A 252-nucleotide genomic window follows, 5' to 3' on the forward strand; every position below is an offset into this window, starting at 1 on the left:
AATGAGCTTGTTTCCATTCAGGGCTGTCTTCAGCTGCTGAGCTTTCTCCTCCAGCATCTGCATCTTTTCAGTCAGACGCTCGGCCTGATCAAGCGAAGCAGGCACTCCGTCGATGTACGTGGTGTCGTGCTGGGCGCAGTAAATCGCCAACGAGCCATCGCCGCCACCGGTAATGTCCAGAGCAAGCACGTTACCGAGCCTCAAGGGGCGGGGCACCCAGGTATGCCCTGTACAAACGCGCCACACATCCTT

1 pseudogene is annotated in these 252 nt (G+C 57.5%); it reads right to left on the reverse strand.

Annotated elements, in window-relative coordinates:
- Positions 1 to 189 (reverse strand): annotated as a pseudogene (locus SB765_RS31980) (serine/threonine protein phosphatase); the annotation flags it as partial.
- Positions 190 to 252 lie beyond the last annotated feature (63 nt).

The sequence above is a fragment of the Pseudomonas sp. SIMBA_067 genome (assembly GCF_046534675.1).
GTDB lineage: Bacteria > Pseudomonadota > Gammaproteobacteria > Pseudomonadales > Pseudomonadaceae > Aquipseudomonas > Aquipseudomonas putida.